Annotated in this window: 4 protein-coding genes and 1 pseudogene; 2 read left to right on the top strand and 3 right to left on the bottom strand. The window is 46.0% G+C overall.

Annotated elements, in window-relative coordinates; translation table 11 throughout:
- Window positions 1-137 (bottom strand): annotated as a pseudogene (gene tbpA / locus MHN01_RS19770) (thiamine ABC transporter substrate-binding protein); the annotation flags it as partial.
- 105 nt (window positions 138-242) lie between these two features.
- Window positions 243-800, bottom strand: coding sequence for a TetR/AcrR family transcriptional regulator (locus MHN01_RS19765; protein WP_239412918.1), 558 nt, complete (start codon window positions 798-800; stop codon window positions 243-245).
- A 142-nt stretch (window positions 801-942) separates the two neighbouring features.
- On the opposite strand from MHN01_RS19765, the gene MHN01_RS19760 reads away from it, so the two are divergent.
- On the top strand, window positions 943-1287 hold the full coding sequence (locus MHN01_RS19760) for a hypothetical protein (protein ID WP_239412917.1): 345 nt from the start codon (window positions 943-945) through the stop codon (window positions 1285-1287).
- 167 nt (window positions 1288-1454) lie between these two features.
- Here MHN01_RS19760 and MHN01_RS19755 read toward each other — a convergent pair whose 3' ends face one another.
- Window positions 1455-2360 carry a LysR substrate-binding domain-containing protein gene (locus MHN01_RS19755; RefSeq protein ID WP_239412916.1) on the bottom strand — a complete coding sequence of 302 codons (906 nt, stop codon included), beginning with the start codon at window positions 2358-2360 and terminating at the stop codon, window positions 1455-1457.
- A 213-nt stretch (window positions 2361-2573) separates the two neighbouring features.
- On the opposite strand from MHN01_RS19755, the gene iadA reads away from it, so the two are divergent.
- On the top strand, window positions 2574-3710 hold the full coding sequence (gene iadA / locus MHN01_RS19750; RefSeq protein ID WP_239412915.1) for a beta-aspartyl-peptidase: 1137 nt from the start codon (window positions 2574-2576) through the stop codon (window positions 3708-3710).
- The last annotated feature ends 66 nt before the right edge of the window (window positions 3711-3776 follow it).

Below are 3776 nucleotides of genomic sequence, written 5' to 3'. Positions count from 1 at the left end.
GTAGGAATCACTGACTGGAACGCCGGCGTCAGAATAAAGGACATAAACTGATCGGCCAGCTTCTGGTTCGGGCTGTTTTTCAGCTTGGCCGCCACCTCAACCTGCATGTAATGCCCTTCGCTGAAGTAAGAGGCTGATTAGTGGATTTGTTCTGCAACTCGCTCAAGGCTATTTCAAATACAGGTTCAAGCAGAAATGAGGGCATACCCTCTGAGCTCCTGCTTGCAAACCTGTTAATTGACTCAAAAAATTTCTTTAAGATACATTTCCTTTGCAATATCAATAAGCTGAGTATCTTTACTTATAGGCAGCGTCGCTATTAGCCCACTGAAAATGAGTTCAGCCTTCGTTGCTTTCTGTTGAGCATCATCAACATCATGTCGAGCGAGCATTTCAGCTATCAACTCAACCCGATCATGACTGTATTGAGTACAAATCGATGTTATATCTTCATCTTTGTTACAAAATTCACTATAGGCAAGCTGAAAATAGCACCCATAGAACTGGTTCTCTGTCACCAACTGGCGAAGTTTTTCAAACCTTACATCGATTTTTTCTCTCAACGATAATTCCTCATCATTGATAAGCTCTATTAAAGCCTTCGTGTGCATCTTCGAGTAATGTTCAAGAGTTGCAGCGATCAAGCACTCTTTTGACTTGAAATAGCGGTATATCGTCGCTTTCGAGAAACCTGTTTTTGACGTAAGTTCATCAACGCTCGTACCCTGGTAACCATTTCGAATACAGAGATCAGCTGTTACCTCAAGTATCTTCTGTATCTTCTCGTCTTTCTTGCTCATGTTCAGTCTCCCGGTAGCTCTATACCTAAAAAATAAACTAAACCGTTTCGTATTAAAAGTGTTGACATATTATTTTTGTGAGCTAACCTTAACAACAAATGAAACGAAACAGTTTAGTTTAGAAAGACAAAGAGGAAACATCATGACTATTAAAACTATCGCTCTATCTACATTGCTATTAGCTTCTGTCTCAACAGCTATTGCAGCACCTGGCGATGATCATGATCGCATTACAGACCGCTCAGCCAAAGAGCTACGCCTGCAAGCTTTAGAAAATGCACCTGCTTTTGAATCGCAAGTGGCTCCGCTGAAATATTTTGATCGCGATGAACCAGTCTCAACACGACATGCAACTGAATTACGTATACAAGCCTTGTCGTCACCATCGCGCAATACTGAACCATTTGTGCAACGTGATCGCGACGAACCAGTATCCACTCAGCACGCAACCAAGCTACGCTTGAAAGCTTTGGAACAAAGCAGCTAAACACTAGCAAACAAAAATTAAGTTAATTGAAGATAGACTTCTTCAAATACGGGCTTGGGGGATAGCAAGATCAGTGTCAATATTCATAGGACGAATTAAAAGGTCGCTTTTGGGCGGCCTTTTTATATTCAGCGACTTACAGTACTGAATCAATCAACAATTGTGTTTCATTCTTGCTGAGCGACAACCTCGTTGATCCCTTGCCAGAACTGCTCGACTGCAGGGCGATTCGCCCCTTTTGAACGGTAGCAGACAATATCCAGCGAGATAGCCAGCTCAGGTCTTTCCGCAAAGGCTTGGACCAACAGGCCTTGCTCAAGCTCTTCCTCAATAGCATGTAACGGCGCCCACGCGATCCCCATACCACTGACAGCCATTTTAATCAGCGACTCGCTTAAGGTTGTTTCAAATACAGGCTCAAGAGGCAACCCTACTCTTTCGGTTAGGGGAGCGACAACGTTAAACAAGAAAGTATGCTCGGAATAAGCCAGATAAGGGTAGCGACTATCTTTGGGATGATTTTCCAGCAGCTCAGGAGAGATCACCGGAATGATCTTTTCCTTAAACACCAGACACCGTTCAACCTTGTCTTCAAGCAAAAAGGAAGGACGCATGCCCTTGGTGTTATAGGCAAATAAAATATCATTAGAATTATCTAGCAGCGCCTGAAAGTGGTTATCAATTCCCTGCACCGAAGGATTGAGCGCAAGATTGAGCCCTTCTAATAACGAACCGGCCTGGCGAAACAATCTCGGCATCAAGTTCACCGCGAAGGAATGCAGACAGACGATGCGCACCGTACTGTCTGTTTTGAGGGATTCGCGAGAGAAATCTTCTTTGGTGACTTTGACCATTTCGAGCAGATTTTCTACATAGGGAACAAACTTTTCACCCTGCTCGGTTAGCGTTATTGGATATGAGGTGCGATCGAATAACGGTACCCCAACCCACAACTCCAAAGCCTGGATCCGGCGACTAAACGCTGACTGGGTAACATGCCTGGCTTTAGCCGCGGCAGAGAAGTTACCCAATTCCATTAGGCTCATAAAGTCATCTAACCATTTGAATTCCATGGAAATACCCTCAAAAATCCCTATCTATGATCTGAGCGAATACTATCATTCAAAATCAGCAATGGAAATCAAAATACATATATAAAAAGTAGGGGTATGCTCATTTTCGTTGATTGGCGCAATGTTAAGCAATGCTGTTTTACGACGTATTTCGACACCTTTTCAATGCGTATTACCAGTAACGATTATCCAAAATAACACTTAGAGGAAATCATGTTTACCCTACTGAAAAATACCGAACTCTATAGCCCAGAGCATATTGGCAAAGCCGATATTTTACTTGGCCAAGGTAAAATCCTCGCGATTGAACCAGAACTGCATATCAATGGCCTGAGTGAAATCACAACCATTGACTGCCAAGGGAAAACCGTCACCCCGGGACTGATTGACCAACACATCCACCTGACCGGCGGTGGTGGCGAAGCCGGATTTGCCAGCCGGACACCACAAGTAACACTGAAAAAGCTGATCCAGGCCGGAACAACCACGGTTGTTGGTGTACTCGGTACTGACGGGATCTCCCGCTCACCCAAAGATCTCTATGCCAAAGCCGCGGCACTGACCGAAGAAGGCATCAGCGCATTTATGCACACAGGATCTTATGAGGTGCCGACCAAAACCATTACCGGGTCAATTCGCGATGATCTTGCTTTCATTCCCGCCGTGCTCGGAGTGAAAATAGCATTGGCCGATCACCGTTGTTCATTCCCGACCCTCGAAGAACTGGCACGGATCGTCTCTGATATCCGTATCGCCAGCATGCTCTCAGGAAAGCGGGGGTTACTGCATGTACATATGGGCGGACTTCCTCAGCCATTTAGTCTAGTCAACGAGTTACTCGATATGGGGCTGCCGATTCACCACTTCTCCCCGACCCATGTTGCCCGGACAGAAGCCCTGTTTGACGAAGCCATTGGCTTTGGCCTGCGTGGCGGCTGTATCGACATCACCTCAGGCGGCAGCCGATTTACGCCACCAGAACAGGCAGCCAAGCTGGCACTCGAATCAGGGGTTGCTGCCAACCTAATCACCATCAGCTCCGACGGTAACGGCAGTTTACCTAAGTTCAACTCTCACGGGGAACTCACAGGCCTGACGGCAGCTAATGTCGACAGCAACCTGTTGTTGCTACCAAAACTGATAGATCAAGGAATTGCACCGGAGCTGGCAATCGCCATGATGACCGCCAATGTTGCCGATTCTCTCGGGATCAACAAAGGACGCATCCAGCCTGGGAAAGATGCCGATATCTGTATCTTCAACGACGATTTCAGCCTGCACGGTGTAATTGCCAAGGGGCAGACATTACAGCTGAACAACGAGCTTCTGGTCACCGGTAACTTCGAATAAAGGACTAATTATGAGTTTACTTATCGCCTTGATCGGGCTGGTATTTGCCGGTCGCCTGATCCTCAA

It is taken from the genome of Photobacterium sp. OFAV2-7 (assembly GCF_022347985.1).
Taxonomy (GTDB): domain Bacteria; phylum Pseudomonadota; class Gammaproteobacteria; order Enterobacterales; family Vibrionaceae; genus Photobacterium.
This window is presented reverse-complemented; position numbering and strand designations above follow the sequence as displayed.

Coding starts and splice junctions, on each gene's coding strand:
- MHN01_RS19765 (WP_239412918.1), bottom strand. CDS start 800: ATGAGCAAGAAAGACGAGAAGATACAGAAGATACTTGAGGTAACAGCT.
- MHN01_RS19760 (WP_239412917.1), top strand. CDS start 943: ATGACTATTAAAACTATCGCTCTATCTACATTGCTATTAGCTTCTGTC.
- MHN01_RS19755 (WP_239412916.1), bottom strand. CDS start 2,360: ATGGAATTCAAATGGTTAGATGACTTTATGAGCCTAATGGAATTGGGT.
- iadA (WP_239412915.1), top strand. CDS start 2,574: ATGTTTACCCTACTGAAAAATACCGAACTCTATAGCCCAGAGCATATT.